26 protein-coding genes are annotated in these 26,804 nt (G+C 71.2%); 11 read left to right on the top strand and 15 right to left on the bottom strand.

What is annotated here, in order from left to right; translation table 11 throughout:
* Positions 1-10: 10 nt before the first annotated feature.
* Positions 11-1,501 carry a glycosyltransferase family 2 protein gene (locus ACQP0U_RS28385; RefSeq protein ID WP_433312963.1) on the bottom strand — a complete coding sequence of 497 codons (1,491 nt, stop codon included), beginning with the start codon at positions 1,499-1,501 and terminating at the stop codon, positions 11-13.
* A 262-nt stretch (positions 1,502-1,763) separates the two neighbouring features.
* On the opposite strand from ACQP0U_RS28385, the gene ACQP0U_RS28380 reads away from it, so the two are divergent.
* The 5 genes from ACQP0U_RS28380 to ACQP0U_RS28360 all read left to right on the top strand — a co-directional run bounded on the left by ACQP0U_RS28380 (position 1,764) and on the right by ACQP0U_RS28360 (position 5,937).
* On the top strand, positions 1,764-2,678 hold the full coding sequence (locus ACQP0U_RS28380; RefSeq protein WP_425782177.1) for an ABC transporter ATP-binding protein: 915 nt from the start codon (positions 1,764-1,766) through the stop codon (positions 2,676-2,678).
* Positions 2,671-3,576, top strand: a complete 906-nt coding sequence (locus tag ACQP0U_RS28375) for an ABC transporter permease (RefSeq protein ID WP_433312960.1) — start codon at positions 2,671-2,673, stop codon at positions 3,574-3,576. The genes ACQP0U_RS28380 and ACQP0U_RS28375 overlap by 8 nt, the downstream gene beginning before the upstream one ends.
* On the top strand, positions 3,576-4,487 hold the full coding sequence (locus ACQP0U_RS28370) for an ABC transporter ATP-binding protein (protein WP_433312957.1): 912 nt from the start codon (positions 3,576-3,578) through the stop codon (positions 4,485-4,487). The genes ACQP0U_RS28375 and ACQP0U_RS28370 overlap by 1 nt, the downstream gene beginning before the upstream one ends.
* A gap of 1 nt (position 4,488) precedes the next feature.
* Positions 4,489-5,199 carry an ABC transporter permease subunit gene (locus tag ACQP0U_RS28365; RefSeq protein ID WP_433312954.1) on the top strand — a complete coding sequence of 237 codons (711 nt, stop codon included), beginning with the start codon at positions 4,489-4,491 and terminating at the stop codon, positions 5,197-5,199.
* 93 nt (positions 5,200-5,292) lie between these two features.
* Positions 5,293-5,937, top strand: a complete 645-nt coding sequence (locus ACQP0U_RS28360) for a hypothetical protein (protein WP_433312951.1) — start codon at positions 5,293-5,295, stop codon at positions 5,935-5,937.
* A gap of 44 nt (positions 5,938-5,981) precedes the next feature.
* Here the strand turns inward: ACQP0U_RS28360 and valS are convergent, their stop codons facing one another.
* From valS to ACQP0U_RS28320, 8 genes are all read right to left on the bottom strand, one after another.
* Entirely contained in the window at positions 5,982-8,546 is a 2,565-nt protein-coding gene (valS, locus tag ACQP0U_RS28355) for a valine--tRNA ligase (protein ID WP_433312949.1), read from the bottom strand.
* Between the two features lie 93 nt (positions 8,547-8,639).
* Positions 8,640-10,523 carry an ABC transporter ATP-binding protein gene (locus tag ACQP0U_RS28350; RefSeq protein ID WP_433312946.1) on the bottom strand — a complete coding sequence of 628 codons (1,884 nt, stop codon included), beginning with the start codon at positions 10,521-10,523 and terminating at the stop codon, positions 8,640-8,642.
* The gene (locus ACQP0U_RS28345) at positions 10,520-12,376 is read right to left on the bottom strand and encodes an ABC transporter ATP-binding protein (protein WP_433312943.1); all 1,857 of its coding nucleotides are present in this window, start codon (positions 12,374-12,376) and stop codon (positions 10,520-10,522) included. The genes ACQP0U_RS28350 and ACQP0U_RS28345 overlap by 4 nt, the downstream gene beginning before the upstream one ends.
* Before the next feature lie 37 nt (positions 12,377-12,413).
* Positions 12,414-12,923: a methylated-DNA--[protein]-cysteine S-methyltransferase gene (locus ACQP0U_RS28340; RefSeq protein WP_433312940.1), complete on the bottom strand. Its 510-nt coding sequence runs from the start codon at positions 12,921-12,923 to the stop codon at positions 12,414-12,416.
* Positions 12,920-14,398 (bottom strand): DNA-3-methyladenine glycosylase 2 family protein, encoded by a 1,479-nt coding sequence (locus ACQP0U_RS28335; protein WP_433312937.1) that lies wholly within the window; start codon positions 14,396-14,398, stop codon positions 12,920-12,922. Before ACQP0U_RS28335 ends, ACQP0U_RS28340 begins: the two co-directional genes overlap by 4 nt.
* Before the next feature lie 78 nt (positions 14,399-14,476).
* Complete coding sequence (locus ACQP0U_RS28330) at positions 14,477-15,820, bottom strand: FAD-binding oxidoreductase (RefSeq protein ID WP_433312934.1); 1,344 nt, start codon at positions 15,818-15,820, stop codon at positions 14,477-14,479.
* 349 nt (positions 15,821-16,169) lie between these two features.
* On the bottom strand, positions 16,170-16,670 hold the full coding sequence (locus ACQP0U_RS28325) for a hypothetical protein (RefSeq protein WP_433312932.1): 501 nt from the start codon (positions 16,668-16,670) through the stop codon (positions 16,170-16,172).
* A complete protein-coding gene (locus tag ACQP0U_RS28320) occupies positions 16,667-17,176 on the bottom strand; it encodes a SigE family RNA polymerase sigma factor (RefSeq protein ID WP_433312929.1) in 510 nt (169 codons plus the stop codon). The genes ACQP0U_RS28325 and ACQP0U_RS28320 overlap by 4 nt, the downstream gene beginning before the upstream one ends.
* A gap of 139 nt (positions 17,177-17,315) precedes the next feature.
* Here ACQP0U_RS28320 and ACQP0U_RS28315 point away from each other — a divergent pair, with 139 nt between their 5' ends.
* Both ACQP0U_RS28315 and ACQP0U_RS28310 read left to right on the top strand, forming a co-directional pair.
* The gene (locus ACQP0U_RS28315; RefSeq protein WP_433312926.1) at positions 17,316-17,819 is read left to right on the top strand and encodes a hypothetical protein; all 504 of its coding nucleotides are present in this window, start codon (positions 17,316-17,318) and stop codon (positions 17,817-17,819) included.
* 58 nt (positions 17,820-17,877) lie between these two features.
* Positions 17,878-18,612, top strand: a complete 735-nt coding sequence (locus ACQP0U_RS28310) for a peptidase E (RefSeq protein ID WP_112583751.1) — start codon at positions 17,878-17,880, stop codon at positions 18,610-18,612.
* A 3-nt stretch (positions 18,613-18,615) separates the two neighbouring features.
* On the opposite strand, the gene ACQP0U_RS28305 is transcribed toward ACQP0U_RS28310, so the two are convergent.
* Complete coding sequence (locus ACQP0U_RS28305; RefSeq protein ID WP_433312923.1) at positions 18,616-19,185, bottom strand: exonuclease; 570 nt, start codon at positions 19,183-19,185, stop codon at positions 18,616-18,618.
* Positions 19,186-19,329: 144 nt separating this feature from the next.
* Here ACQP0U_RS28305 and ychF point away from each other — a divergent pair, with 144 nt between their 5' ends.
* Positions 19,330-20,415, top strand: coding sequence for a redox-regulated ATPase YchF (ychF, locus tag ACQP0U_RS28300; protein ID WP_433312920.1), 1,086 nt, complete (start codon positions 19,330-19,332; stop codon positions 20,413-20,415).
* A 10-nt stretch (positions 20,416-20,425) separates the two neighbouring features.
* On the opposite strand, the gene ACQP0U_RS28295 is transcribed toward ychF, so the two are convergent.
* Positions 20,426-21,610: a hypothetical protein gene (locus tag ACQP0U_RS28295; RefSeq protein ID WP_433312917.1), complete on the bottom strand. Its 1,185-nt coding sequence runs from the start codon at positions 21,608-21,610 to the stop codon at positions 20,426-20,428.
* 23 nt (positions 21,611-21,633) lie between these two features.
* Between ACQP0U_RS28295 and ACQP0U_RS28290 the strand changes: the two genes are divergently transcribed.
* Positions 21,634-22,668, top strand: a complete 1,035-nt coding sequence (locus ACQP0U_RS28290; protein WP_433312914.1) for a hypothetical protein — start codon at positions 21,634-21,636, stop codon at positions 22,666-22,668.
* A gap of 226 nt (positions 22,669-22,894) precedes the next feature.
* Here ACQP0U_RS28290 and ACQP0U_RS28285 read toward each other — a convergent pair whose 3' ends face one another.
* The gene (locus ACQP0U_RS28285) at positions 22,895-23,305 is read right to left on the bottom strand and encodes a hypothetical protein (protein ID WP_433312911.1); all 411 of its coding nucleotides are present in this window, start codon (positions 23,303-23,305) and stop codon (positions 22,895-22,897) included.
* 197 nt (positions 23,306-23,502) lie between these two features.
* Here ACQP0U_RS28285 and ACQP0U_RS28280 point away from each other — a divergent pair, with 197 nt between their 5' ends.
* A complete protein-coding gene (locus ACQP0U_RS28280; RefSeq protein ID WP_433312908.1) occupies positions 23,503-24,294 on the top strand; it encodes a class I SAM-dependent methyltransferase in 792 nt (263 codons plus the stop codon).
* A 34-nt stretch (positions 24,295-24,328) separates the two neighbouring features.
* On the opposite strand, the gene ACQP0U_RS28275 is transcribed toward ACQP0U_RS28280, so the two are convergent.
* From ACQP0U_RS28275 to ACQP0U_RS28265, 3 genes are read right to left on the bottom strand one after another with little or no spacing between them, the layout of a single operon-like run.
* Entirely contained in the window at positions 24,329-25,135 is an 807-nt protein-coding gene (locus ACQP0U_RS28275) for a hypothetical protein (protein ID WP_433312905.1), read from the bottom strand.
* Between the two features lie 54 nt (positions 25,136-25,189).
* The gene (locus tag ACQP0U_RS28270) at positions 25,190-25,792 is read right to left on the bottom strand and encodes an NAD(P)H-dependent oxidoreductase (RefSeq protein WP_433312902.1); all 603 of its coding nucleotides are present in this window, start codon (positions 25,790-25,792) and stop codon (positions 25,190-25,192) included.
* Positions 25,793-25,805: 13 nt separating this feature from the next.
* Positions 25,806-26,180 (bottom strand): VOC family protein, encoded by a 375-nt coding sequence (locus ACQP0U_RS28265; RefSeq protein ID WP_433312899.1) that lies wholly within the window; start codon positions 26,178-26,180, stop codon positions 25,806-25,808.
* 114 nt (positions 26,181-26,294) lie between these two features.
* Here ACQP0U_RS28265 and ACQP0U_RS28260 point away from each other — a divergent pair, with 114 nt between their 5' ends.
* Positions 26,295-26,753 carry an SRPBCC family protein gene (locus ACQP0U_RS28260; RefSeq protein WP_433312896.1) on the top strand — a complete coding sequence of 153 codons (459 nt, stop codon included), beginning with the start codon at positions 26,295-26,297 and terminating at the stop codon, positions 26,751-26,753.
* Positions 26,754-26,804: the final 51 nt, after the last annotated feature.

Genomic DNA, 26,804 nt, shown 5'->3' with positions numbered 1-26,804 from the left:
CGCGGGCGGATCAGCGCTTGATCCGCCGGCCCACCGCCGACCGCACCCGGTTCCACACCTTCCGCTCGTCGCGGATCCGGGGGCGCGAGCCGTCGGCCCGGCAGATGAACACCAGCGGCAGTCGCGCGTCCTCGGTCCAGCCCACGTTGGTGATCCGGGCCTTGAGCAACCAGCTGCCCCTGGTCCGTCCGCCGTTGAGGGCGGCGAAGTCGATCGTGGCGGTGGCCCGGTGCACCAGGTGGACGGTGTCCGCTCCGGTCGTACCGGTGATCCGCTCGGTCTGGAAGGTGAGCGGAAGGAAGATCTCGTCGCCGGTCTCCCGGTGGCGGGCCACCAGGTCCAGGCGGGCCTTGCGCACCTGCGCGGTGGCGTCGAGCACCTCGGGGGCGATCTCCTCCATCGGCAGCATCAGCACGTCGCGGCCGTCGTCGGCACGGAAGCCGACCGGCTGGTTCGCGGAGCGCAGCTCGGCGGCGACGGTCAGCGTGACGGCGTGGTCGGCGTGCCGGAGTTCGTCGATCGTGCCGTGTGCGGCGATGCCCGCCTCCCAGCGGGCCAGCCTGCGCAGGTCCGCGACGCGACCCCGCTCGGCCAGGTACGCCACGGCGCGGAGCAGGGGCGGCAGCCCGGCGGCGACACCAGGGGCGAAGCGGTCCTGGATGACCTTCTGGGTCTCCAGCGCGACCTCCTCCAGCCACGCCTCGGGGGCGTCCAGCAGCCGCTTGCCGCGCAGGCGGCTGAGCATCTCGTTGCGCAGCCAGCGCCGGTGCAACCGGTCCCGCAGCGGACCCGGCTCGGTGTTGGCGTCCACGACGTCCAGCGCCTCCCGCACGCTGGCGAAGTAGCTCGACGGGTCCAGTTGGGCCGCTGTGACGTTACGCGCGTCGCCCCGGTGGACGTGGTGGTAGCAGGTGTAGTCGGACAGCACTGAGGTGTGCCGGGACAGGAAGTAGGCCCGGACGACAAGTGAGTGGTCCTCCAGCCGACGCTTGCCGCCCTCCGGGAACCGCAGACCGTGCTCGTTGAGGAACGACCGCCGGAACAGCTTGTGGCAGGTCAGGCTGTCGATCAGCGGGGAGTTGCCGAGGGTGGCGTCGAAGCGGTTCTTCCGGAACAGCTCCCGCGGCACGGGGCGCCCGTAGCCGGCCATCTTCCCGACCACGATGTCCGCGTCGTTCGCCTTCGCGCAGGCGTACAGCCGCTCCAGCGCCTCGTCGGCGAACCAGTCGTCGTCGTCGGCGAAGAAGACGTACTCACCGTTGGCCTGCTCGATGCCGAGGTTGCGCGGACGCGACGGCCAGCCGGAGTTCTCGATGTGCAGCACCCTGATGTGTGGGTGCTCGGCGGCCAACCGATCCAGTCGCTCGGCCGTTTCGTCGGTCGAGCCGTCGTCGACGAAGATCGCCTCGAACTCGTCCGCAGGCAGTGACTGGCGCAGCAGCGAGGCGACGAGCTTCTCGATGTGCGGGCCGCAGTTGTACGCCGGCACCACGACGCTCACCTTGGGGACGCCCACCTTGGCTATCAGGATCCCTCCCACGTCGTCGGTCGATCACCGGGCGGGTCGCTGCCTGGTGAACGGGAGGTGAATGGTGTCACCTCGGATGCCTCTTTCCCAAGGCGGGGTCCCGCCGAACGCGGGACCGGCGGAAACGTCGCGAGCGTCCCCGGTGGGACCTTAGGGGTCCGCCGGCGAAAGGATCAGGGGAGCGCCGGGGGCGTGCCGGTGTCCATGCTGGGCATCGACTCCCTACGCTGGGCGCGTGACACTGATCGCGACCCAGTCGCTCACCAAGACGTACGGAGGTCGGGTCACCGCGCTGGCCGACCTCACCGTCGCCGTCGAGCCCGGGATCATCGGCTTGGTGGGCGCGAACGGCGCCGGCAAATCCACGTTGATCAAGATCCTGCTCGGCCTGATCGCACCAACGAGTGGTCAGGTCTCGGTGCTCGGCATCGACCCGACCGCGGACCCGGCGGCTGTCCGCAACCGGGTCGGCTACATGCCGGAGCACGACTGCCTCCCCCCGGACCTGTCCGCCGCCGAGCTGGTCACCCACCTCGGCCGGATGAGCGGCCTGCCCCGCACGGCGGCTCGCGAGCGGGCCTCGGAGGCGCTGCGGCACGTGGGGCTCTACGAGGAGCGCTACCGCCCGGTCGGTGGCTACTCGACAGGCATGAAGCAGCGCGTCAAGCTGGCCCAGGCGCTGGTGCACGATCCCGACCTGCTGTTGCTGGACGAGCCGACGAACGGCCTGGACCCGGCCGGCCGCGACGCCATGCTGGCCCTCGTGCACCGGATCGGCACCGAGTTCGGCATCTCGGTGCTGGTCTGCTCGCACCTGCTTGGCGAGGTCGAGCGGATCTGCGACACGCTGATCGCCATCGACGGCGGCCGGTTGCTGCGCGCCGACAACATCTCCGCGATGACCACGGCGACCGACGTGCTCGCCGTGGAGGTCAGCGAGGGCATCGACGAGCTGGCCGCCCGACTCGCCGAGCTGAAACTGCCGGTGGCGCGGGACGGACGACTGCTCCTCGTGCCGCTCGCCGACGACGGCACCTACGACCTGATCCTCGGTGCGGTCGCCGAACTGGACCTGCCACTGCACCGACTGGACCAGCGCCGGCACCGGGTGGCCGAACTCTTCGCCACGAGGGAGCTCACTCATGCCTGAGCCGTCCACCGCCGCCGTGCGCCCCACGCCGACCGGCGTCATCCACGACATCGGCTACCAGCGCTACGAGGGTCCGAGGCTGGGCCGCCGGCAGGTCTTCGGCGCGCTCTACCTGCACGGTCTACGCACCGCGTTCGGGTTCGGGCGCAGCGCCAAGGCCAAGATCTTCCCGTGGCTGGTGGTCGGCATCGTCTCTCTGGTCGCGATCGCCCTGGCCGCGATTCGCAGCCAGACCGGTGAGCCGGCCGCCACGTACGCCCAGTTCGCCGACGCGATGAGCTGGCTTGTCATCTTCTTCGTCGCGGTCGTCGCCCCGGAGCTGGTCTCCCGGGACCTGCGCAGCGGCGTGCTGCCGCTGTACTTCTCCCGGCCGCTGCCCCGCGCCGACTACGCGCTGGCCAAGCTGCTGGCGCTGGTCACCGCCCTCTGGCTGCTGCTCGGCGGCCCGCAGTTGCTGATGTTCCTGGGTGCCGCCTTCACCACCAAGCAGGGCATGCGCGGGGTGTGGAACGAGCTGCTCGACCTGCTGCCCGGGCTGCTCTACGCCGGGCTGTGGGCGGTGGTCTTCGCCTCGATCGGGCTGCTGGTCGCCTCGCTGACCGGCAAGCGCGCCTTCGCCGCCGGTGGAGTGGTGGCGGTCTTCCTGATGACCACCCCGATCGTCGGGGTGCTGAGCATCCTGCCGTCGCGTGCCGCCAACGAGCTGGCCGGGCTCGCCTCGCCCTCGACGCTGGTGCAGGGGGTGGGCATCTGGTCACTCGGTGACCTGCTGGTCGAGGGCGATCCGGGCGAGATGATGATCGGCGGGTTCGGCCCGGTCTACGCCCTGGCGGCGGTGCTGCTGGTCGCCGGCGCGACCACCCTCCTGCTGGCCCGCTACCGGAAGGTCGCCTCCTGATGAGCACGCTGAGCCTGACCGGGGTGTCCCGGTGGTACGGCAACGTGGTCGCGGTCAACGACATCAGCATGGCCCTGGGGCCGGGCGTGACCGGGCTGCTCGGCCCGAACGGCGCTGGCAAGACCACGCTGCTGCACATGATGGCCGGGTTCCTCGCCCCGTCGCGCGGCACTGTCACCCTCGACGACGAGCCGACCTGGCGCAACCCCGACGTCTACCGGCGGTTGGGCCTGGTCAGCGAACGGGAGGCGGTGCAGGGCTTCCTCACCGCGTACGAGTTCGTGCTGGCCAGCGCGAAGCTGCACCGGCTGCCCGACCCCGCGGCCGCGGCCCGACGGGCGATCGACCTGGTGGAGCTGGAGTCGGCGCAGGACCGCCGGATCGGCACGTACTCCAAGGGCATGCGCCAGCGCGCCCGGGTGGCCGCCGCGTTGGTGCACGACCCGCAGGTGCTGCTGCTCGACGAGCCGTTCAACGGCATGGACCCGCGCCAGAGGCTGCACATGATGCAGCTGCTGCACACCCTGGGTGACGCTGGCCGGACGATCCTGTTCAGCTCGCACATCCTGGAGGAGGTCGAGCAGGTCTCCGGCACGGTGCAGGTGATGGTGGCCGGGCGCTTGGCGGCCTCCGGCGACTTCCGGACCATCCGCCGGTTGATGACCAATCGCCCGCACGTGTTCGCGGTGCGGTCGACGAACGACAGGGCGCTGGCCGTCGCGCTGATCGCCGAGCCGTCGGTCACCGGGGTCGAGTTGGACCCCACGGGCCTGACCGTGCGGGCCGGTGACTACGGCGCCTTCACCCGGGCGCTACCCCGGATCGCGCTCAAGCAAGGCATCCGGGTGCGCCAGCTGGTGCCGTCCGACGAGTCTCTGGAGAGCGTCTTCTCCTACCTGGTGGAGGCCTGACATGTCGACAGTTACCTGGATCACCGCGCGCGGGCTGTTCGGCCGGCGTCGGTTCCTGCTGCTGCTTCCGTTGCCGTTGGTGCTGCTCGGGCTGGCTGTGCTCTGCCGGTCGCTGGGGGTGGACCCGGGCGAGTGGGGGCCGCCGGTGCTTGTCGGCCTCGGGCTTGCCGTGGTGCTGCCGGTCGTCGCGCTGATCATCGGCACGGGCGTGCTGGGTGCCGAGATCGACGACGGCACCGTGGTGCACATCCTGACCAAGCCGCTGCCACGGTGGCAGATCGTGCTGCCGAAGCTCGCGGTGGCCGCCGGGGTCACCGCGGTCACCGTCGCGGTGCCGCTCTACGTCGCGGGCGTGCTCGCCGACTCGGTACGCCTCGGTCTGGCCCTGGCTGTCGCGGGGGCGCTCGGCGCGCTGGCGTACTCGGCGTTGTTCCTCGCGCTCAGCCTGGTCACCAGGCGGCCGGTCCTGCTCGGCCTGGTCTACGTGCTGATCTGGGAGGGGCTGCTGGGCAACTTCGTCAGCGGCACCAAGGTGCTCTCCATCCAGCAGTACGTGATCGCCCTCGCCGACCGGATCGCCCCCACCGGGCTACTGGAGACCAGCGTGTCGGTGCCGGTGGCGTCGGTGATGACCGCGCTGGTGAGCGTCGGCTTCACAGTGCTCGCCATCGACCGCCTGCGCTCGTTCAGCGTGGCTGGCGAGACGAGCTGACACCGGTGCGGGCCGCAGTTCCGGCCAGCCCCCGCGCGGCGGTAGGGCTGGCCGGATGGACCGGTCGGGCCCCATCGGGCCAGGCTGATGGGCGTGAGCGTCGAAGCGGAGCAGACGTCGTTGGCTGAGCCATACTCCCGGAGCAGCCGGCCGTGGCTGACCAGCCTGGCCGTCGCCGGGCTGGCCTGTGCCACTGTCGCCACGGCAGCTCAGGGCAGCGGCCAGTTCCACTGGTGGGCGGTGTTCATCCTGATCCCGGCCGCGTTGATCGCGGCGAGCGGCGGGCCGTTGCTGGCCCGTGGCGGTGGCCGGGCCTTCGCCGGGTACATGCTCGCCTGCGTCGGCACTATTGTCTTCGCGGTCGGTGCGCTGCTGATGTTCGGCGTGATGGGGCGAGGGTGGCCGCTCATGGTGGTGCTGCCCTGCCTGGCGGTCGCCGGCACCTACGGCTGGCGGGCGGCCCACCCGCTGGCCCGTGGTCTGCACCGGGCGGTGGCCCTGCTCGCGCTGACCGGAGCCCTGCTCGGCCTGACCCTGCAACTGATCCGGGTCGAGCTGATCCACCTGGAGACCGGCTGGTGGGGCGCGTTCCTGATGCTGGCCGGGGCCATCGTGCTGGGCAACGCGGGGGAGCTGACCCGGCACCGGATGCCGTACCGCCTCCAGGCGATCACCCTGCTGGTGGGGCCCGCCGTGGTCGCGTTCCTGCTCGGGCTGCGTTTTCTGCGCGGTTGGTGACCCGCCGGTCCGCCGCCGCCCGCTCGGGCGGCGGCGGACACCTGTCAGAAGGCGCAGGCGATGACCAACTCCGGGGTACGGTCCGGGAGCAGGTCGAGTTTGCCGATCCGCCCCGCCGCCCGTAGGTCGTCGGCGACCAGGGTGAGCTGCTCCAGCAGCGCCGCCGGGCCGAGCGCCTCCGCCAACGGCACCTCCGCCTTCATCGACAGCTTCCGCTCCGACTTGGCCCGTCGCACCTGGCTCAACGCGTCACTGGCGAGCCGCAGCAGCGCCGGCTCACCCGACCCCTCGATCGTCCTGGCCACCTCGTAGGTGGTGGGCCACGTCGCCCGGTGCACCGAGCCGTACCGCCACCACGACCAGATTTCCTCGGTCACGTACGGCAGCACCGGGGCGAACAACCGCAGCAGCACCGACAGGGCCGAGGCCAGCGCCGCCCGTGCGGAGTCGGCCGCCGCGCCGGTGCCGTAGGCGCGCTCCTTGACCAGCTCGATGTAGTCGTCGCAGAACCGCCAGAAGAACGCCTCGGTCACCTGCAACGCCGCCGTGTGGTCGTACGAGTCGAAGGCGGCGCTCGCGGCGGTGACCACGGTGGCCAGCTCGGCGAGCATGGCCCGGTCCAGCGGGGCGGTCGCCGACGCGCGTAACGCGTCCGCCGCGCCCAGCCCGAGCGCGAACTTGGACGCGTTGAGCAGTTTGGTGGCCAGCCGCCGGCCGACCTTGATCTGCGCCGGGTCGAATGCCAGGTCCATGCCGGGCTTGCCGCTGGCCGCCCAGTAGCGCACCGCGTCCGAGCCGTGCTGCTCCAACAGGGCCAGCGGGGTGACCACGTTCCCCTTCGACTTGGCCATCTTCTTGTGGTCGGGGTCGAGGATCCAGCCCGAGAGCACGGTGTCCCGCCAGGGCAGCACCCCGTGCTCGAAGTGCGAACGGACCACGCTGTCGAAGAGCCAGGTCCGGATGATCTCCTGCCCCTGCGGGCGGAGGTCCATCGGGAAGACCCGGGCGAACAGGTCCGGGTCGGTCTCCCAGCCGCCGACGATCTGCGGGGTCACCGAGGACGTGGCCCAGGTGTCCAGCACGTCCGGGTCGCCGATGAAGCCGCCCGGCCGGCCGCGTTGCGACTCGTCGTAACCGGGCGCCGGATCGCTCGATGGATCGACCGGCAGCGCGGACTCGTCAGGCATGAGAGGGTGGGACCAGTCCGGCTCGCCAATGTCGTCGAGCCGGTACCACACCGGAACCGGCACCCCGAAGAAGCGTTGGCGGCTGACCAGCCAGTCCCCGTTCAGGCCGCCCACCCAGTTGTCGTAGCGGTGTTTCATGTGCGCCGGCACCCAGTGCAACTGCTCGCCCCGGGCCAGCAGCGTGGCTCGCAGCGTCTCGTCCCGGCCGCCGTTGCGCAGATACCACTGTCGAGTCGAGACGATCTCCAGTGGCCGGTCGCCGCGTTCGTAGAACTTGACCGGGTGGGTGATCGGGCGCGGCTCGCCGATCAGGTCACCGGCGTCGGCGAGCATCCCGACGATCTCCCGGCGGGCGCCGTTGACGGTCTGCCCGGCCAGCGCCGCGTACGGCTGCGCCGGCACCCCGTGCGGGGGATCGGGGAGCAGCCGACCGTCCCGGCCGATCACCACACGGGTGTCCAGTCCCAGCTCACGCCACCAGGTCACGTCGGTCAGGTCACCGAACGTGCAGACCATCGCGACGCCGGTGCCCTTACCCGGTTCGGCGAGTGGATGGGCGTACACCGGCACCTCGACGTCGAACAGCGGGCTGCGGACCGTGCCGCCCACCAGGTCGGCGTACCGCTCGTCGTCGGGGTGACAGACCAGCGCCACACAGGCCGGCAGCAGCTCGGGCCGGGTGGTGTCGATGAGCACCTCACGGCCGTCGGCCGTGGTGAACCGCAGCCGGTGGTACGCGCCGGGGCGCTCCCGGTCCTCCAACTCCGCCTGGGCGACAGCGGTGGCGAAGCCGACGTCCCAGAGGGTCGGGGCCTCCGCCTGGTACGCCTCGCCCCGGCGCAGGTTGCGGACGAACGCCCGTTGGCTGGTGGTCCGGGCGATCCGGCCGATCGTCGTGTACGTCAGGGACCAGTCCACCGAGAGCCCGAGCCGCCGCCACAGCGCCTCGAAGGCCTGCTCGTCGGTGACCGTCAGCCGTTCGCACAGCTCGATGAAGTTGCGCCGGGAGATCGGGGTGGGGTCGCGGCGGGCCGCGTCGTCGACCGGAGCCGCAGGTGGCCGCCACACCGGGTCGTACGCCAGCGCCGGGTCGCAGCGCACCCCGTACACGTTCTGCGCCCGACGCTCGGTGGGCAGGCCGTTGTCGTCCCAGCCCATCGGGTAGAAGACGGCCTTGCCGCGCATCCGCTGGTACCGCGCGGTGGTGTCGGTGTGCGTGTACGAGAACACGTGCCCCATGTGCAACTCGCCCGATACGGTCGGCGGCGGGGTGTCGATCGAGAACACGTCGCCGCGCTGCTTCGAGCGGTCGAACGCGTACGTGCCTTCCTCCTGCCAGCGGCGTGCCCAGCTCTCCTCGAGCCCGTCCAGGGTCGGACGCTCGGGACTGCCGGCGCGGGCCGTCCTCGCCGTATCGGTCATACGGCGATCGTAGGCACCTCCCGGGTGCGGGGCGACGTAGTTGCGGCCGAACACACCGGCCGGCGGCGAACGGCAACGACCGGGGCGGCCCCGCTAGATCAGCGAGTCGCGCCACTGGCGGTGCAGGGCGGCGTACCGGCCGTCGGCCTCGGCCAGCACTGCGGGTGGGCCGTCCTCGACGACCTCTCCGCCGTCGAGGACGAGCAACCGGTCAGCCGTCTCCACTGTGGAGAGACGATGGGCGATCACCAGTGCGGTGCGGTCGCGCAGGATGGTGCCGAGTGCCCGCTGCACCAGACGTTCGGTCGGCACGTCGAGCGACGACGTCGCCTCGTCCAGGATGAGCACCGTCGGGTCGGCCAGGAACGCGCGGGCGAACGCGACGAGCTGCCGCTGCCCGGCGGAGAGCCGGCCACCACGTCGGTGCACCTGGGTGGCGTACCCCTCGGGCAGTTGGGCGATGAAGTCGTGCGCGCCGATCGCCCGCGCGGCGGCCTGGACGGCGGCGTCGTCGGCCCCCGGGCGACCGAACCGGATGTTCTCCGCGACGGTCCCGCTGAACAGGTGGTTCTCCTGTGTCACCAGCACCACGGCGCGGCGCAGGTCGGCGTCGCGCACCTCGCGCAGGTCGACCCCGTCCAACCAGACCGTGCCGGTGTCCGGGTCGTGGAACCGGGCGACCAGCTTGGCGATCGTCGACTTGCCCGCCCCGGTCGGCCCGATCAGCGCCACGGTCTGCCCGGCCGGCACTGTCAGGTCCAGCCCGCAGAGAATCGGGGTGTCGGCCCGGTAGCCGAAGCTGACCGCCCGGAAGACCAGCTCGCCTCGGCCGGGCCCGGTCGGCAGCGGTGTGGGCCGGGCCGGTTCGGCGACTGTTGGTCGTTCGTCGAGCACCCCGGCCAGCTTCTCCAGTGCGGCGGTGGCCGACTGCAACGAGTTGTAGAACTGGCTCAGCTCCTGCATCGGCTCGAAGAAGCGGCGCAGGTAGAGCAGGAACGCGGCGAGCACGCCGATCTCGGTCTGCCCGCCGAGCACCCGCCAACCGCCGTAGCAGAGCACCACAGCCACCGTGACGTTGCCGATCAACTTGATCGCGGGCGAGTACGTGGCGATCAGCCGGAAAGCGTGCAGGCTGCTCCGTCGGTAGTCGTCGCCGAGCGCCACGAAGATCCGTTGGTTGCGGGGCTCCCGGCGGAACGCCTGCACCGCCCGGATGCCCCGCATCGACTCGACGAAGTGCACGATGACAAGCGCGACCGCGTCCCGGGTCCGTCGGTACGCGCTCGCCGACGACCGGGCGAACCAGCGGGACAACCAGAACAGGAACGGGAAGGCGAACAGCGTCACGGCCGCCAGCGGCAGGTCCAGCCAGAGCAGGATTGCGGCCACCGACAGGATCGAGAGCCCGGCCAGCACCAGGCTGTCGATCCCACCGTCGACGAGTTCGGCTATCGAGTCCAGGTCGCTGGTGAGCCGGGAGACCATCCGGCCGGACGTGTACCGCTCGTGGAAGCCGACCGACAGCCGCAGGAAGTGCCCGAACACCCGCTGCCGCAGGTCGAGCAGGACGGCCTGGCCGATCCGGGCGGAGAGGGTGAGGAAGCCGCGGCGGGCCGCGTACTCGGTCACCGAGGCCACCGCGAACGCCCCGGCGACGGTGACCAGCGGGCCGGGGTCGCCGGCGCGCAACGGCGGGATGGCCCGGTCGATGCCGATCATGACCAGGTACGGGCCGGACATCGCGGCGGCGTTCTGGGCCAGCAGCAGGGTGACCGCCGTGGCGAGTCGCCTTCGGTGCGGGCGGAGCAGGTTGCCCAACAGGGTGCGGCTGAGCCGGCGCAGCCGGGCCACCGCCTCGGGGCTGGTGTCCTCGGCTCGACTGCGGTCGGCCTCCGGGTCGGTGGCGGTTCCGCGCCAGCGGGTGAGCTCGGGCTCCTCCTCCTCCGGCGGCGGGTCGGCCTGCTTCGGCACGCTCACGAGCGCACCAGCCCCCACCCGTCCGAAGGGGACGGGCTCGGCCCGCTGGCTCCGGGCTGCGGTGGATGCCCGGCGGGCGGCTCGGCGGCGAGCAGCGCCCGGTACGCGGGGACGGTGGCCAGCAGGTCCGAGTGCCTGCCGGTCGCGGTGATCCGCCCGTCCTCCAGCAGGGCGACCCGGTCGGCGAGCGCGATCGTCGACGGCCGGTGCACCACCAGCAGCGCGGTGCTGTCCCGCAGGACCCGGCGCAGCGCCGTTTCGACCAGGGCCTCGGTGTGCACGTCGAGGGCGGAGAGCGGGTCGTCGAGCACCAGCACCGCCGGTCGGCCGAGCACGGCCCGCGCCAACGCCAGCCGTTGCCGTTGCCCGCCGGAGAGGGACAACCCCTGCTCGCCCACCCGGGTGGCCAACCCCCAGGGCAGGTCGTACGCGAAGTCGGCCTGGGCCAGCGCGAGGGCCGCGCGGACCTCGTCGTCACCGGCGTCGGGGCGACCCAGGGTGAGGTTCTCCCGCACCGACATGGAGAAGAGCGTGGGCTCCTCGAACGCCACCCCGACCAGCCGGCGCAGCGAGGCCAGCCGCAACTCGCGCAGGTCGTGCCCGTCCAGGGTGATCCGGCCGGCGGACACCTCGTGCAGCCGGGGCACCAGGGAGAGCAGCGTGCTCTTGCCGCAGCCGGTGGCACCGACCAGGGCCAGCGTCTCGCCCGGCTCGATGCTCAGGTCGATCTCGCTCAGCACCGCAGTGGTGGCACCGGGGTAGCTGAACGCGACCCGCTCGAAGCGCAGTCGACCGTGCACCGCGTCGCGGGGCAGCGCGACCGCGCCGGGAGAATCCACGATCTCCGGCGGGGTGTCCAGCACCTCCTGGATCCGGTCGGCGGCGGTGGCCGCCTCCTGGCCGTTGGCGATGATCCAACCCAGCGACTGCACCGGCCAGATGAGCATCAGTTGCAGGCTGACGAACGCGACAAGCTCGCCGATGGTGAGCGCGCCGTGCGCGGCGGCGGCCGCCCCCGCCGCCAGCACCACGCCCAGGGTCACGTTGGGCACCAGGTCGAGCAGTGCCGAGGTGTTCGCCAGCAGCCGTCCCTTGCCGACTCCCGTGTCGTGCAGCCGCCGGGCAGCGCCGGCGAAGCGGGCGGCCAGCTCGGGCCCCCGCCCGTACGCCTTCATGGTGCGCAGGCCCTGCGCGGTCTCCTCGACGAGCGTCGCCACGTCGCCCTGCTGGTCCTGCATCCGGCGGGACGCCGCGTGGTAGTGCCTCCCGAACCGGCGACTGATCAGCAGCAGCGGCACCGCGCTCGCGGCGACCAGCACCCCGAGCGCCGGGTGCAGATTGATCAGGAGCACCACCACGACCACGTACGTGGTCAGGTTGAGCACCAGGAAGAACACGCCGAAGGAGAGGAACCGGCGGATCACCGACAGGTCGCTGGTGATCCGGGAGAGCAACTGGCCGGACTGCCAGCGATCGTGGAAGCTCGTCGGCAGCCGTTGCAGGTGGGCGTACACGTCGGCGCGCAGCGCCGCCTCCATGCCCACCGCCGAGGACGACTGCACCCACCGGCGGATGAAGATGAGCACCGCCTCGACGACGCCGAGCAGCAGCGCCAGGCCGCCGAGTTGGAGCAGCCCGGCCGGTTCGTGCCGGGCCACCGGCCCGTCCACGACCCGTTGCACGACAAGCGGTACGGCGATCCCGGCCGCGGTGCCGGCGAGCCCCGCGACGAGCAGCCAGGCGAACTCGGCGGCGTACGGGCGCAGGTAGGGGCGTAGCCGCCAGAGGTTGTGCACGGGGCGGGTGCCCGCGGCGGCCCGGGCGGCCGGGTCGCCGTCGCTCTCCACAGGCACTACCAGACGGTAGCGTCAATAGGTGTCGATGCCCCTGTCAGCTTGTTGTCAAGCGCCGCTCATGACCGAGAAGCCACTTCTTCACGTCCAGTCCCCAGCGGTAGCCGCCGAGCGTGCCGTCGGTACGAAGAACCCGGTGACAGGGCACGAAGAGAGCTGCCGCGTTCCGGGCGCAGGCGGCCGCGGCGGCCCGCACCGCCGGCGGTCGACCGGCCAGCGCGGCGTACCCGGTGTAGGTGACAGGGGTGCCCGGTGGCACCTCGCGCAGCACGTCCCAGGCGTGCGCCATGAACTCTCCGCCGGTGCGTTGCCGAACCGGCACCGCGTCGATGGCGGCGAGGTCACCGTCCAGGTAGGAGTGGACCGCCGCGCTGACCGGGCCGAGGTCGGCCCGCTCCCGCAGCGGTGCCCGCAGGGCCGGGTGGACCAGGGGCAGCAGCGCCGCCGGGTCCGGGGTGAAGCCGGCTGCCCGTACGTCACCGTCGGGGCCGGCGAGGATGCTCAGTGGGCCGGTCGGTGTGCTCAGGACGGTGCTGTCGATGTTCATGCCGCTCTCCAGAGTCTGATCGTGGCGTAGGACCGCCAGGGACGCCAACGCTCGGCGTACCCGTCGAGGGCTTTTTGGGTGTCGGGCAGGCCGAGCGCGGCGGCGCCGCGCCGGACCGCGAGGTCGGAGCTGAGCAGGATGTCCGGGTCGCCGAAGGCGCGCATGGCCAGGTAGTTGGCGGTCCACGGGCCGATGCCGGGCAGCGCGAGCAGCCGCCGGACGGCCTCCTCCCGATCCACCCCAGGGGCGAGGTCGACGGACCCGTCCACCACTGCCCGAGCCAACCCCCGCAAGGCCTCCCGCCGCCCCACAGGCATCCCGAACCCCGAGTCCGGCAGGGCCAGAAGGTCCTCGGCGCTCAAGAACCCCCGCAGGTCACCGTGTTGATCATGAGGTTGACCTGGAGTTCGATCTCCATCGACCTCGTCAACCTCATGATCAACATGGTGGGTGAGGAGGCGGGTCAGGGTTGTTCTTGCCGAGGTGACCGAGATCTGTTGGCCGATGACGGCGCGGACTGCCAGCTCGAAGGCGTCGACCGACCGGGGGACGCGGATGCCGGGTTCGGCCGCCACTGCCGTGGCCAGCGCCGGGTCGGCGGCCAGGGTGGCGTCGATGGCCGCCGGGTCCGCGTCCAGGTCGAGCAACCGGCGGCAGCGGGCCACCGCCGGCGCCAGGTCACGCAGGTCGGCGAGCCGCAGGGTCGCCGCCACGTGCCCGTCCGCCGGGGTCAGCGCCACCTGGCCGGTGCCGTGCGGCAACCGCAACCCCCGGTGGTACGTCCCGTCGCGGACCTCCTCCACTCCGGGCAACGCCCGCACCGCGAGGAAGTCCAGCAGCGCTTGGGCGTGCAGCGGCGGGCGGTACGCCAGCCGGAGCGCGATGGTCCCCGCCCCGGCCGGCGCCTGCTGGCGGCCACGGGCCGTGCGCAGGTCCGACGGGGCGCTCGCGTACACCTCGCGAAGCGTGTCGTTGAACTGCCGCACGCTGCCGAAGCCGGCGGCGAACGCGATCTCGGCCATCGCGAGGTCGGTCGTCTCGATCAGGATCCGGGCGGTCTGGGCGCGCTGGGCCCGGGCCAGTGCCAGCGGCCCGGCCCCCATCTCGGCGCTCAACATCCGGTGCAGGTGCCGCTCGGTGTAGCCCAGCCGGGAGGCCAGCCCCGGTACGCCGTCCCGGTCGACAACCCCGTCGGCGATCAGCCGCATCGCCCGACCGACCACATCCGCACGGACGTCCCAGAGCGGCGAGCCGGGCGCGGCGTCCGGCCGGCAGCGACGGCACGCGCGCAGTCCGGCACCCTGCGCCGCAGCGGCGGACGGGAAGAACCGGACGTTCTGCCGCTTGGGCGTGATCGCCGGGCAGGACGGCCGGCAGTAGATGCCGGTGGACGTCACACCGGTGTAGAACCAGCCGTCGAACCGCTGGTCACGGCTGTCCACGGCCCGGTAACACCGCTCGAAGTCCATCTCCATGTCACCGATGATGCCCCGCTCGACAGGCCATCGGCTGGCGGGAATCGGACCTGGGTGTGCAGGTGCGGTGCGGCCGGGTCAGCGGGGGCGTCGGCGGCGTCGGTGCGGCTGACCAGATCCAGTGGGCTGGGCGGACCGGTTCGACTGCCCGGCCCCGGTGGGCAGGCCGGCGCGGTTCGGTTGGGCGGCGCGGTTCGGTTGGGCGGCGCGGCTTGGCTGGGCGGCGCGGCTCGGCTGGGCGGAGCGGCTCGGCTGGCCGGTCAGCAGGGCCGATCGGAACACGCCGTCCGGGTCGTACCGCTTCCACAGCCGCCGGACCCGGGCCCCGGTCTCGCCCGGGTAGATCCGGGCGAACGCGGCCGGATCCGGCCGGCTCTCGAAGTTGACGTACGCGCCGTCGGCGCGCGCCCCGGCGGCCCGCCAGGCGGTGTGCAACGCGGTGTCGGCCTGCGGCGGAAACACCGAGGCCACGATCAGCGTGTCCTGGTGACGATGCGGGTACGCGGTCGCGTCGGCGGCGACGTCGTTGACCGCCCCACCCAACGAGCGGAGTTGAACCACCGCCCGCCCCGGCCCGGTCACCGCTCGCGTCACTGCCCGCGCCCCGCCGTCGTCGAGCGCCGTGAACAGACCGTTGGTGGTCGTGCCACGCTGCTGCCCGACGTTGGGGTTGAGGTGTGCGGTCGGCACCAACGTCGGGTAGGGCAGCAGGTCGGTCCGGTGTTCGAGCACCTTGCCGATGGCGAGCAGGGGTTCCACCGCCGGTCGGGCCCGGCGCAGGCTCTCGGCGGCGACCACGGCGGTGATGGACATGAGGACCGATCGGCCCTCCGCGAACACCACGGCGGCCGCTGACAACTCCCGTGGGGCCTGCGCGAGGTAGCTCGTCCACTCCCGGACGGTGCGACCGTCCGGATGCGCCTCGACGACCAGTTGCGCGACACCGACGTTGCGCTGCTCGGCCGCCTCGATCTCGAAGGCCACCACGATTCCCGCGCCGGCCCCCGCCCCCCGGACCAGCCAGAACAGCTCCGGCTCGTGGTCGGCGTCGGCGCGTACCAGAGTCCCGTCCGCCAGCACCACCTCGACGGCGCGGACGCGGTCGATGGTGAGGCCGTGGGCGCGGACCAGCCAGCCGACACCACCGCCGGTGGCCAGCCCGCCGACGCCGACGCCGCCGTAGTCACCAGAGCTGATCACCAGGCCGTACGGGGCCAGCGCCTTCGCGACGTTCGCCCAGCGGGCACCGGCCTCGACCCGGACCAGCCCGGCCCGCTCGTCGATCACCTGAACCCGGTTGAGCATGGAGAGGTCGATGACCACCCCACCGTTGTTGGACGAGGCGCCGGAGAGGCCGTGGCCGCCGCTGCGGACCGCTATCGGCAGCCGCTGCTCGCGCGCGTAGCGGAGCGCGTCGACCACCTGAGCTGTGGTCTTCGGCAGCAGTACGGCGGCCGCGACGCCGACCTGGTGTACGTCGAGCGCAGGTGCGCGTACCGGCGGTCGCCCGGTGTGACGATCTGCCCCCGCAGGGAGTCGGGCACCCGGGTCATGGCGGTGCTCATCGTTGCCCCCGCAGCGCGCACCTCGGGTGTCCCTGATCGGTCATGACCCAAGAATGAGCGGGCCCACCGGCCTCGACAAATCTGCCTCCTGTCGGAGGGACGCCCGGCGCTCGCCTGTACGGGGAGCGCCACGCGAAGGTGACCGGGATCTCCCGGGTCGACCGGTCAGGCCGGGGCGGAAGCGCCACCGACCTGACCGGTTCCGCTCAGCGCGACGGGCGCGGCGAGGCCGTCGGCCGTCCCGGCACACCGGGCGGGCCCAGCGGAGTCGACGGGCTTGGTGAGGCGATCGGGTTTCCCGGTGCGTCTGGCCTGCCGGGCCGGCCCGGCGGAGTCGACGGGCTCGGCTTGACCGTCGGCTGGCCCGGCCTCTTGGACGGGTCCGCCTTCGCGCCCCCGGGGCTCGGTTCGATCGTCGGCACCACTGTAGGTCCGGACGGGGTGGGTACCGGCGGGCTGGGCACGGCCGGCGGGCCGGCCGGGCTGGGCACGGCCGGCGGAAGCTCGTCCGTGCTGGTTGCGGCCAGCGCGAGCGGAGTGGCGATCAGGATCGCCGCCAGTGTGCTCACCGCCCCCACCGTCACCGTGGCGCGGCGTCGGTTACGCACCCGCCGTTCCGCTCGGCTCAACTGGTCATGCACGATCGGTGCCTCCTCGGCGAGGTCGGTGAGGGTGGAGCGGATGAGGTGCTCGAAGGGTTCGGTCATCGCCGTACCTCCAGCATGTCGACGTCCGGCAGCAGGTCGCGCAGCCGTTGCACAGCGCGATGGGTACGGCTGCGTACGGTGCCCACCGAGCAGCCCAGCAACTCGGCCACCCGGGCTTCGGGCAGGTCCTCGTAGTAGCGGAGGACCACCACCGCCCGCTGCGTCGGTGGCAGGTGACGCAGCGCGGCACGCATCGCCAACCGCACGTCGGAGCCGCCGCTGGGGTCGCCGCCGACCGGTTCGTCCGCCGGGTTGAGCGGTGTCTCCCGCCACCGGCGAAGTCGCCGCCACCAGCTGATCTGCTCGCGGTACATCACCACCCGCAGATAGCCCTCAGGGTCGGCGTGCCGAATGGTTCCCCACTTCGGGATGGTCCGCGCCAACGCCGACTGGAACAGGTCCTCGGCGGCGTTGCGGTCCCCGGTCAGCAGGTACGCGACCCGCATCAGCGCCGGAGTCCGGCTGCTGACGAACTCGGCCAGTCGCGCGCGCTCGTCCTCGTCCACCCACCACCCCCGTTTCGATGTCACAGATACAGACGCCCCAGGTCATCGTCGCTATCCATGATCTGTGGGGTTTTTCGGCCCGAAAGTGTCGGTCGTGCCGGGTAGCGTCCGGCCACCAACTGAAGAAGGGGTGCGGCGGATGACGAGCGTGGCGGGTTGGGCGGCGGCGTCGACACCTGGTGCGTTCCCGCCGTTGCCCCGCGCGGTGGCGCAGTCCTTCTACCGCCGGATGCGGGCCGTCGCGCCGGCCGCGGTGGGCGCCATCGAACGGGACCGGGCGGGCGACCCCGAGCAGAGCTTCCCCCAGACTGCCTGCGGCAGGTTGGTCGGCTCGCTCGACGACGCGGGTCTGCGGGCGCTCGGAATGTGGACGCACCACAGGTGCATGCGCTTCTACGACGACGACACGACGGTGGGTCGCCGGTTGATCCGCGAGATCGCGGCGCGGCCGGGGCTGGGCTGGACGGCCGACGAGGTGCGGTGGATGCTGCGTGAGTCGTTCTCAGCCGGGCCGGCCGCGGCCGACCGGTTCACACTGCCTCGCGCCGCCGCCGCGCAACTGCCGGCGGCCGACCGCCCGGAGCTGGGCCATTGGCCCGAGATCGAGGTGCCCCGCCAACGGCGGCCCGACCAGTCTCGTTGATCATGAGGTTGGCTGCGGCAGGATGGACGTCGCACCGCCCCGACGGAAGGACGCTCCGATGCCCGCCAGCGAACCGACGATCATCGCCACCAGCATGGGCTTCTTCCGGGGCGACCGCGGGCCCTACGACCTGCGGCCCAGCCCGGTCTTCGAGCTGGCGGCCGAGCTGGCCGAGGCCGGTCCGCAGCCGCGGGTCTGCTACCTCGGGCAGGCCGTCGGCGATCAGCCCACGTCGCTGACCGCCGTCTACGGCGCGTTCGCCGACACCCGGTTCCGGCTGTCACATCTCGCCCTGTTCCCCATGCCGAACGTCGAGGACGTCCGCGCTCACCTGCTCGCCCAGGATGTGATCTGGGTCGGCGGCGGCAGCGTGGCCAACCTGGTCGCGGTGTGGCGGGTGCACGGGCTCGACGAGATCCTGCACGAGTGCTGGCAGGCCGGTGTGGTGCTGGCCGGCGTCTCCGCCGGCTCGATCTGCTGGCATGTCGGCGGTGCCACCGACAGCTTCGGCCCCCGGCTGCGCGGCTTCACCGAGGGCCTGGCCTGGCTGCCCTACGGCAACGGGGTGCACTACGACAGCGAGGGCCAGCGCCGCCCGCTGATGCACGAGCTGGTCGGTGACGGCACGCTCCCCACCAGCCACTGCACCGACGACGGCGTCGGCCTGGTCTACCGGGGCACCCGGCTGGTCGAGGCAATCGCGGACCGCGAGGGCGTCTCGGCGTACGAGGTCAGCCGGGGTGCGGACGGCAGCGTGCGCGAGGCGGTCATCGCCCCCCGCCTGCTCGGCTGAGCGTCACGCCTCCTCGACCGCCTGTCGGCGGCGGAGCACCGCGTCGAAGACCTGGGCCAGCTCGGCGGCGTCCTCCCCGGCGTGGTGCGTGTGCGGCATGTCGTGCAGGCCCAGCTCGTGCTTGATCGTGCCCTGCCGGGTCTGGGCCCACTCGCTGCCGGTCAACCCCATCCAGTAGCTGCGGAGATCGACGCCGGAGCCGGTCGCACCGAACGGGCTGTGCCCGACGAAGCGGACGAAGTACCAGTGCACGAACATGCCGTCCCAGACGGCCGGGGCGGCGAGGAAGACCGGACGGCCGACCCGGCGCAGCCCGTCGACCCAGGCCGCAGCGGCGGACATCGCCTCCTGCGCGGTGGGCGCCTCCCGCAGCAGACGGTCCCGGTCCAGGCCGGAGACGGCCAGCGCCGCCGGGACGAACTCGTCGGAGATGGGACGCAGCTCGGTGTAGAAGGTCAGGTCCGGGCGGCCGGCGACGGCCATGCCCAGCGAGATCATGCTGTACGGCCCGGGGATCGGCCCGTCCGCCTCCACATCGACGGCGACGTACAGCTCGGGCAACGTCGAGGTCATCCCACCTCCAGCAGCGGACCCATCGAACCGGGAGGGTAGCAACGCCCAGCGGGGCCCGGAGGGAGCGACGATCGACCATCTGCCGCGCGCCGAATCGGAGCCGCCTGGACCGGCCCGGCCGGGACCGGCGTAAGCTGGCCCGTCGTGAGTCTCACCATCGGCATCGTCGGCCTGCCCAACGTCGGCAAGAGCACGCTTTTCAACGCGTTGACCAAGAACGACGTGCTGGCGGCGAACTACCCGTTCGCCACCATCGAGCCCAACGTCGGCGTGGTCGGTCTGCCCGACGAGCGGCTGGGCAAGCTGGCCGAGATCTTCTCCTCGCAGAAGGTGCTGCCGGCGCCGGTGTCGTTCGTCGACATCGCCGGTCTGGTCCGTGGCGCGTCGAAGGGGCAGGGCCGGGGCAACGCCTTCCTGGCCAACATCCGGGACGCGTCGGCGATCTGCCAGGTCGTCCGGGCCTTCTCCGACCCGAACGTGGTGCACGTCGACGGCAAGGTCTCCCCGGCCGACGACATCGAGACGATCAACACCGAGCTGATCCTCGCCGACCTGCAGACCCTGGACAAGGCGCTGCCCCGGTTGGAGAAGGAGGCCAAGCTCCGCAAGGACCGGCTCGCCGCGGTCGCCGCCGCGAAGGCCGCGATCGAGGTGCTCGACGGTGGCACCACCCTCTACTCCGGGGCCGCCGCCGCCAAGATCGAGCTGGAGCACCTGCGCGAGCTGCACCTGCTCACCACCAAGCCCTTCCTGTACGTCTTCAACGTCGACGAGGCCGAGCTGGCCAACGAGACGTTCCTCGACGAGCTGCGCGCCCTGGTCGCCCCCGCCGAGGCGATCTTCATGGACGCCAAGATCGAATCCGAGCTGGTGGACCTGCCCGAGGAGGAGGCCCGCGAGCTGCTGGAGTCGATCGGGCAGAACGAGCCGGGCCTCAACCAGCTCGTCCGGGTCGGTTTCCGCACCCTCGGCCTCCAGACGTACCTCACGGCCGGCCCCAAGGAAGCGCGCGCCTGGACCGTCCCGGTCGGCGCCACCGCGCCGGAGGCCGCGGGCGTCATCCACAGCGATTTCCAGCGCGGCTTCATCAAGGCCGAGGTGGTCTCGTACCACGACCTGGTCGAGCACGGTTCGATGGCGGCAGCCAAGGCGGCGGGCAAGGTCCGCATCGAGGGCAAGGAGTACGTCATGCAGGACGGCGACGTGGTGGAGTTCCGCTTCAACGTCTGAACCGGGCCTGTCAGGTAGCCTCGGCCTCCGCCAGGAGCTTCTGTGTGTTGGCGCCGTGGGCGGCGGCCTGGTCGTGCAGGCGGGCGGCGGGCCCAGGGCCCCACAGGCGGGCGGCCAACTGCTGGTACTCGGGAAGCTTGGGCATCTTGCTGTCCAGGCGGAACAGGATGGCCAGCGGGCGGCGGCGCCACCAGCGGCTGATCCAGTCGACAGATTGCGTCACCAGCAGCGCGCCGTAGCTCGTCGGCAGGGTCGGGGCGGCGGCCACCTTGACCGCCTTCTCCGTCAGGTTGAGCATCTCGGTCACGGAGACCGCCTCGCGTCGCGGGCCGCTCGCCTCCTCCAGCAGGGTGCGGTAGCGGGCCAGTAGTCTGCGGCGCTCGCGGATCGTGTCAGCGGCCTGCAACTCGGCCTTGAAATCAGCGAAGTAGCGGCGGTATCCGCTGAACTCGTCCCGGACTCGGAGCAACTGCTCGGGAATGTCCTTCAGACTGGACGCGCGGGACAGTACGAGCGCCGCGATCGGCGGGATCGGGATCGTCGACATGGCCGTCCACTCGGCAACGACGTCGCCTCCGGTGAGCGGCTCCTCAAGTGATTCGGCGATCCTGTCGTACAGCTGGCGCGGCAGCGACCGATAGGTCTTCTGGAGCGTGCCGGCGACGAACGGCACGCGGTCGAAGTCGGGGAAGTAGTCGAGGCCGTGCGCGGCGGCCACGACCAGGTAGCCGTTGCCCCGGTACATCCGGTCCCGGACCGAGGAGTCACCCGCGCTGGCGTAGCCGCCGAGGCCGTCGACCTGGGCGAGGAGATTGTTCAGACCGGTCGTGTAGTCCAGGCCGGCCACCGCGCCGTTCTCGCCAGCCTCGGACGGGTCGGTGCCGTTGCCGTCGGTGACCCGCTTGGCGAACTCGTCGGGCAGTCGCAGCGCGACCCGGCGGAGTTCGTCGCGCGACAGGGTCGGAGCGAACGTCCGGTACAGCCCTTCGCGAGCGAGCCGGCTGCTGAGGCCACTGACGTACTCGCCCGAGGCGCCCAGTGCCTCCATGCGGTCGAGGAGTACCGCGGCCTCGCAGAGTGAGCAGAGATCGAGGAACCGGGGCAGGGACAGCGCCTCCGGCCGGGACAGGACACCGCTGGCGTTGGCCATCAGCGTCTGCGTCACCAGCGCCACGTTCTGTTCGATCCCGGCCACGAAATCCATTCTAGGATCGGCCCATGATGCTGGGATCGACGGGCGTCGAGGCGATCGAGTTCGCCGGAACGGATCTCCTGGCCGTGCGCGAACTGGTGGCGGGCGGTCAGATCGTCCTGCTCCGCGACGACGTGCCCGCCGACCGCAGACCGGATCAGTGGCCGTTGGACGTCGTCGAGTCGGTCGGCGAATGTGCTGCGGTGCCGCTGTCCGGTCTCACCGGCGAGGGTGGGCCACGCTATCCGCTGGTCATCGGGCAACGCGAGAGCATCCGTTACCTGTGCTCCTATGCCGACCGGGTGCCATCGCCGCCCTATCCGTACGAGGCCCGGCCGGTGGTGACCGACTACCGCGAGTTCCGGGATCTGTGGGTGGCCGAGCCGGGCCGGTTCACACCGGACGCCGACAGCTACGCCATCGGCCACACGCTGGCGCGCCTGCACTCCCTCAAGATCCTGCACGGCGACGCGCATCGCGGCAACTGGCTGTTCGACCGCGAGGGCCGGGCGATGGTGGCCGACCTGAGACCGGTCTTCCTCCACTGCCCGCCGAGCCCCGAGCAGTGCGCGACCGACATCCGCCCGCTGCTGCCCTCCCTGAACCCGAACGGTTGGATGAGTTTCCGGCTCAGCTACCGCAAGACCTGGCCAGCGGAGGGTCGGGTGATCGACCTGATCCAGCTCACCGACCTGACCGGCTGGGCGGCCGCGTTCCGCACCCGGGACTACGAGCGCGCCGCCGAGCTGATGGGCCGCCAGCTCACCGGCGAGTGCACCCCGATCGTGCGCGTCATGCTGCTCGCCAACCGGGCGATGGCGCGCAGCCGCGCCGGCCGCCACGACGACGCGTTGCGGGACATCGTCGACGCCGCCCAGTTGGCGAAGGCGCGCAGCCCGCACGTGGCCAACGGACTGGGGATCGCCCTGGCCGTCGTGTGGTGCGACAAGGGCGACCGGACGGCGGCACTGGACACGCTGTCGAAGGTGACCGGGCAGCCCGAGCAGTTGCTCGCCCGGCTGGAGCCGGGCGACGCGCAGCTCCCGATTATGAATATGTGAGCCAACGGCCGGTGGACGTCGAGGTGGAGCTCGTTGAGACTCTCGATCCGGAGAGCATTGAAGCGCTCTGGGGTCAGGGGGCAAGGTTGGATGTCCGGCAGGACGGTGCACCCTGCCGCCCTGACTCCATCACTAACGATGGGTGAGGCGAGTCGCTAGGTTAAGGTTCGTTCTTTTCTGAGCTGAGTACGCTGCTTGTTGGGCTGACTCACCATTGTGGGCGTGGTCAGTTGTAGTGGGCGAACTCGGTGTAGTCGTTCCAGATCCAGCCCTTGACGCCGGTGCAGCAGTCCGAGTGCCACCACAGATTTCCGGCGTCATTCACGCAACGCTTGTCGATGCGGAATAGCGTCTTGGACTTCCAGTGGGCGATCACCGAGGACGACCCCGAATAGCTGGTGTGCACTGCGGCGCTGCCGACGATGACCCGCCTCATGTGCGGCGTCCAGTTCGAGCAGGAGGCCAACGTGCCGACCTCCGCCGGTACGGCACCCATCTCGCTCACCATTGCGCTCGGAACGGGCTCGACCGCGGCAGCCGCCGGTGCCGCGATCGGAAGAATGCCGGCAAACGCGAGCGTGAGTGCCCCACCCGCCGCTGCGATTCTCCTCGAGATTGCTTTCACAAATTTCTCCATATCTGTAGGTGTTCTGAGTTGGACGGTATAGCTAGCGCTGTCTCCGCGAAGTCCGCCTCTGGTAACGGATCGATAAACGTGGTTTGACCAGGGGTTAGGTTGTTAGGTCCTCGTAAATGGGCTCAGTGATTACCGCCTCTGTCTGCTGAAGCGGTCTCGGTGCGGGCAGCGGCCGCGAGCGGCGGTACGTTGACCGCATGACGGATCAGTTGCTGCGATCGTCGTTCGGTGCGGCCGCTGCCGCGTACGCCGAGCACCGCCCGGACTACGCGCAGGCCGCCGTGCGGTGGGTGCTTGAGGTTGCGCCCGGCCTGCGGGTGCTCGACCTGGGCGCTGGCACCGGCAAGCTGTCCGCGACGCTGGTCGCGGTGGGCGCTGATGTCGTGGCGGTCGAACCCGACCCGGCGATGCTCACCGAACTACGCCGTACGCTGCCAGCCGTCCGTGCCCTGGCGGGCAGCGCGGAGGCGATCCCGCTGCCGGACGCATCCGTCGACGCCGTGCTGGCCGGCAACGCGCTGCACTGGTTCGACATGGCCGTCGCAGGGCCGGAGATCGCCCGCGTCCTTGCACCCGGCGGCGTACTGGCCGGTCTGTGGAACATCATGGACGACCGGATCGACTGGGTTGCCGGGCTCGAACGGGTCAGCGGGAGTGCGGCCATCGGCCCGCGCGACACGGTGAGCAGTTGGCGCACGGCGACCGCAGACATGCTCGTTCCGGGCGCCGGCCTGGTCGCCCGGTTCGGGTCGGCGGAGCAGGCCGAGTTCCCGCACGGGCAGCGCCGTACCGCCGACTCGCTCGTTGCGACGCTTGCCACGCGGGCCGGGATGCTGGTCATGCCGGCAGAGGAGCGAGAAGCCATGCTCGGCCGGATCGGCGCCTTCCTGGAGAGCAGACCTGAGACCGCCCACGGCGAGTTCACCCTGCCGATGCTGACCGGCGTGCTGCGCGCCCGACTCCGGAGCGCGACACGTCCTACCGGGTGATCCGTCCTGAATGGCCAGCAGGCACATCGCAGCGTCAGGGACGGGCAGCCTTCTCGCCATGGACGGCTGCGTACTCTGCGGCGAGCCAGGGCCCGAGGTCGTCGATGAGCTCGCGGAGCACATCCGGGGATGGCGAGGGCGTGCGGCCGATAGTGGCAGCTCTCCGCATCTGCCCGGCACGTTGCGGGTAGTAGAGCCCGAACACCTCGGCCGACTCGGTGAGATCGCTGGTCCAGCCTCCCCACCGAGGCATGATCAGCGTGAATCCGGTCCTGACGATGCGCCGAGCGACGAGGCGGCTGAGGGCCGCACGTTGGTGGTCGGTGTGCGCTTCGGCTGCCTGGCGGCGCCAACCCGCAAGCGCACGTGACAGGTCACCGTTCGTCTCGCGGGCGAGCAGGGGAGTGGGTCGGTACCGGGGAAGTTGGTCGGCGAGGTCGTCGCCCAGCAGTGGTGTGCACAGGCAGGCGACGAAGAAGCCGAGGTCGTGCCGCTCAAGCTCGCTGAGCAGCGTACGTGCGCTGAACAGCAGAATGCCCACGCCGTCGATCTGCGTAAAGGACCTGTCGAGAGCTTGCTCGACCGCGGTGGCAGCCGCCCGGTCGGCCTCGGTTGGTGCGGTGTGCAGGGCGAGCAGCAGGTCGAGATCGGAGAGCCCGGGGGTGGCGGTGCCACGCGGGATGCTGCCGTAGATGTAGGCGCTGTGCAGCCGTCCATCGTCGAACGAATCGGCGATCCGCGCGCGTGCCGCGTCGACGACACCGGCGAACGCGGCCGGGACCCGACTCAGTGCACCCTCACGCGCAATCGTTCCCTCGACGTCCAGTCCTCTTCCGGCCATGGGGACACTCTGCCGGAGCTGGCGACGACGCTCACCCCCTCGGGAGCGATCTCGCTAGCGCGCGTCGAGCGGTACGGAGATGGCGTCGCGGATCAGGTCTACGGCCTGGTCGACGTTCCGTGTCGTGGACTGGGCGTCGTCCTGCTCGGACTCGTGCACGAACGCTGTCACGCCCCGGCGGCTGCCGCAGTAGTCAACGATCCCGTGCTCGATCTGTGTCCGCAGCGCGTGCCCGTACCCGTGTCGCTCGTAGAGGCCGGCGTCGTCACCGGCGATGGGGAGCAGGTGAGTGGTGAGGCGGTGCAGCCGCGGTCGGATGCCTGTGGACGGGGCGTAGTCGAAGGCCCAGCCCTTGATGAACACCCGGTCGATCCACCCCTTGAGCAGCGCCGGCATCGACCACCAGTAGACCGGGAAGACCAGCACCAGATGATCGGCTCGGCCGATGCGCCGCTGCTCGTGCAGCACGTCGGGCGGGGGCCCGCCGCGCTGCTGGTACGCCAGGCGATCGGCCGGGGTGTACCTCGGGTCGAAGCCCTCCCTCGCCAGGTCGGCGATCTCGACCGGCCCCGGGAGCAGCGCGGCCTCAAGTCGCCGAACCACGTGGTGCGTCAGGGACTCGGGCTCGGGGTTCACGGCTACCAACAAGGTGTGCATGGGTGCAACTGTCCTACTGCTCGGCCCAGGCGCCCAACTCGTTGCCGCTGGGGTCCGTGAAGTGGAAGCGCCGGCCACCGGGGAACTCGTACGGCCCGTTCACCACCTGGCCGCCGGCTTCCTGCACGGCCTGCACGGACCGATCCAGGTCGCTTGAGTAGAGCAGCACCAGTGGGCCGCCCGGCCGCACCGCCTCGTCCAGACGGAGACCGCCGACCTCGGGTGCGGGGTCGCCTTGCGGGCTGCGGATGCCTGCGTACTCCGGCCCGTAGTCGTTGAACTGCCAACCGAACGCGTCGGCGTAGAAGCTCTTGGCCACGGCGAGGTCGGTCACCGTGAGCTCGATGTAGTCGATGGCGTGGTGCCGGTGTGGAGATGGCTCAGACATGCGTCGATCGTGCATGAGGGGTACGACGGAACCGCGACATGCAACGAAAGGTTGCGCGATGGGCGCGGGTCGTCGTAGGTTAAGCGCAACAAAAGGTTGCGAAAGGTGGCGAGCATGGAACAGGGAACGATCGAACGCGACATCCACGTCAACGCGTCCCCCGAGGTCGTCTTCGAGGTGGTCAGCCAGCCCGAGCACATGCGGGAGTGGTGGCCCGACGACGCGCGGTTCGAGTCGGTCGCGGGCGCGCCCGGCGAGCTGGTCTGGCGCGACGATGACACCGGCGAGACGAAGACCGTCGCGTTCGCCGTCGTCGAGGTCGACCCGCCGAAGCGGTTCTCCTTCCGGTGGTGCTTCACCGAGCCGGACCGGAGCGGGCCGGCGCTGCTCGTCACCTTCGACCTGATCCCTGACGGCACGGGGACGCAGATCCGGATGACCGAGACCGGGTTCCGCGAGCTGGGCTGGGAGGTCGCTGTCCTGGAAGAGCAGTACCGCGACCACGAGAACGGTTGGGACCACTACATGCCCCGGCTGGGCGCGTACGTCGCGCGGCTGGTCGCGACCCCGTGAGCGCGGCGGTCGACGACGAGCTGTGGTCGGCGATCGGTGACCCCATTCGGC

This window comes from Micromonospora sp. CA-269861 (assembly GCF_050948505.1).
Lineage (GTDB): Bacteria > Actinomycetota > Actinomycetes > Mycobacteriales > Micromonosporaceae > Micromonospora.
This window is presented reverse-complemented; position numbering and strand designations above follow the sequence as displayed.

Bases quoted from the DNA above. Each gene is read 5' to 3' on its own strand.
- ACQP0U_RS28315 (WP_433312926.1), top strand. From the start codon at position 17,316: ATGACGAGCGTGGCGGGTTGGGCGGCGGCGTCGACACCTGGTGCGTTC.
- ACQP0U_RS28310 (WP_112583751.1), top strand. From the start codon at position 17,878: ATGCCCGCCAGCGAACCGACGATCATCGCCACCAGCATGGGCTTCTTC.
- ACQP0U_RS28275 (WP_433312905.1), bottom strand. From the start codon at position 25,135: ATGGCCGGAAGAGGACTGGACGTCGAGGGAACGATTGCGCGTGAGGGT.
- ACQP0U_RS28325 (WP_433312932.1), bottom strand. From the start codon at position 16,670: ATGACCGAACCCTTCGAGCACCTCATCCGCTCCACCCTCACCGACCTC.
- ACQP0U_RS28365 (WP_433312954.1), top strand. From the start codon at position 4,489: ATGTCGACAGTTACCTGGATCACCGCGCGCGGGCTGTTCGGCCGGCGT.
- ACQP0U_RS28290 (WP_433312914.1), top strand. From the start codon at position 21,634: ATGATGCTGGGATCGACGGGCGTCGAGGCGATCGAGTTCGCCGGAACG.
- ACQP0U_RS28370 (WP_433312957.1), top strand. From the start codon at position 3,576: ATGAGCACGCTGAGCCTGACCGGGGTGTCCCGGTGGTACGGCAACGTG.
- ACQP0U_RS28305 (WP_433312923.1), bottom strand. From the start codon at position 19,185: ATGACCTCGACGTTGCCCGAGCTGTACGTCGCCGTCGATGTGGAGGCG.
- ACQP0U_RS28340 (WP_433312940.1), bottom strand. From the start codon at position 12,923: ATGAACATCGACAGCACCGTCCTGAGCACACCGACCGGCCCACTGAGC.
- ACQP0U_RS28265 (WP_433312899.1), bottom strand. From the start codon at position 26,180: ATGTCTGAGCCATCTCCACACCGGCACCACGCCATCGACTACATCGAG.
- ACQP0U_RS28260 (WP_433312896.1), top strand. From the start codon at position 26,295: ATGGAACAGGGAACGATCGAACGCGACATCCACGTCAACGCGTCCCCC.
- ACQP0U_RS28375 (WP_433312960.1), top strand. From the start codon at position 2,671: ATGCCTGAGCCGTCCACCGCCGCCGTGCGCCCCACGCCGACCGGCGTC.
- ACQP0U_RS28285 (WP_433312911.1), bottom strand. From the start codon at position 23,305: ATGGAGAAATTTGTGAAAGCAATCTCGAGGAGAATCGCAGCGGCGGGT.
- ACQP0U_RS28280 (WP_433312908.1), top strand. From the start codon at position 23,503: ATGACGGATCAGTTGCTGCGATCGTCGTTCGGTGCGGCCGCTGCCGCG.
- ACQP0U_RS28270 (WP_433312902.1), bottom strand. From the start codon at position 25,792: ATGCACACCTTGTTGGTAGCCGTGAACCCCGAGCCCGAGTCCCTGACG.
- ACQP0U_RS28335 (WP_433312937.1), bottom strand. From the start codon at position 14,398: ATGGAGATGGACTTCGAGCGGTGTTACCGGGCCGTGGACAGCCGTGAC.
- valS (WP_433312949.1), bottom strand. From the start codon at position 8,546: ATGACCGATACGGCGAGGACGGCCCGCGCCGGCAGTCCCGAGCGTCCG.